General features: G+C 69.8%; 2 protein-coding genes. Both read right to left on the bottom strand.

Annotation, left to right across the window (positions count from 1 at the left end; translation table 11 throughout):
* Window positions 1-239: 239 nt before the first annotated feature.
* Window positions 240-728 (bottom strand): hypothetical protein, encoded by a 489-nt coding sequence (locus ACZ4WH_RS43985; protein ID WP_468191983.1) that lies wholly within the window; start codon window positions 726-728, stop codon window positions 240-242.
* Window positions 725-1192 carry a phage tail tube protein gene (locus ACZ4WH_RS43980; RefSeq protein WP_468191980.1) on the bottom strand — a complete coding sequence of 156 codons (468 nt, stop codon included), beginning with the start codon at window positions 1190-1192 and terminating at the stop codon, window positions 725-727. The genes ACZ4WH_RS43985 and ACZ4WH_RS43980 overlap by 4 nt, the downstream gene beginning before the upstream one ends.
* Window positions 1193-1237 lie beyond the last annotated feature (45 nt).

Genomic DNA, 1237 nt, shown 5'->3' with positions numbered 1-1237 from the left:
CGCCCGGCGGGGCGCGCTATTCAGTTGTCGTTGTGCTGCTCACCTGCCGGTGAGTCGTGCGATCTCGTCGGGGTCCGACACAACGCGCGGCGTCGCGCGCCACACGCGGGCGAACCGGGACTCGGAAGACAGGCCGCCGAGGCAGACCAGGAACTCGCGCACGGTGAGCCGTGCGACCTCGGCGGCGGTGAGCTTGTACTCGCGGCGTAGGTCGGCCTCGACCGCGCCCCAGTGGCGGACTACCGCCGACCAGAGTTCGGCCGCTTCCCCTTGCCCTTCGGGCGGTGGTTCTTCGGCCTCGGCCTGGTCGTCGCCGCCCGCGCTTTTCCCTTGGCGGCCTCGCGCTTGTCGTACTCGGCGGCGGCCTGCTCCATGCTCAGCGAACCGGGCGAGGCGACGTTCGCCGTCGACCACATCAGGACGACGCCGAGCTGTCGGTCGTCCATCCCGTTCTCGGCCCAGTGGTTGACGGCCTCGGGGCCGAACAGGGCGGCCAACAGGCGGTTGATGTCCTCCGGGTTCGTGCTGCGCATGACGCGGTGGAGCTGGAGCATGTAGAGCGCGGGCAGGCTCGGCGGGAGGTTGTAGGTCCGGCCGAACAGGCGCAGCGGGACACCGCGGGGGCGCGGCTGCGCCTGCTCGGCAAAGAAGGCGTCGAAGTCGGCGACGTCGTCGCCCTGCTCGACGTCGAGGTCGAGGGCCTGGTCGTGGTTCTCGATCACGGTCACGCGCCCCCGTCCGGCACGACGGCCTCAGTCGTCGGGGCGCCGCAACGGGTGAACGTCGCGCCCCAGCTCACCTTGGCGTTGTGCTCGCCGCCGTTCTCGCCCGGGGTCATCGTGCATTCCCACACGGTCCACTCGGTCTGTGTCCGGTGCCGGTAGCGCATCCGGCCGCGCGACTCGCTGCCGAACTTGTACGCCCAGACGTTGTCGACGTAGTCCTGTCCGGGGTCGCGGACGGTGCCGGTCACGGCGTACAGGCCGGAGACCTCCAACGTCGCGCCCCTCTGCATCACGTCTTGCTCGTGATACCCCTCGCTGTCGTTGGTCGTGGTGTCGGCCGTCTCCTCGTTCTCCGACGGGTTGTAGGTCCAACTGTTGATGTTGGGCAGGCGGTGCCATACGGGCGTTGTCGGGGTCGTGTCCTCGACCTCGAAATACCACCCGCGGGCGTCAATGGGGCGTCCCACGGTGGGGCCTCCTATGCGGTGCGGTGGGTGCTGGGGGACGACACG

The organism is Streptomyces sp. NPDC029138 (assembly GCF_055564375.1).
This window is presented reverse-complemented; position numbering and strand designations above follow the sequence as displayed.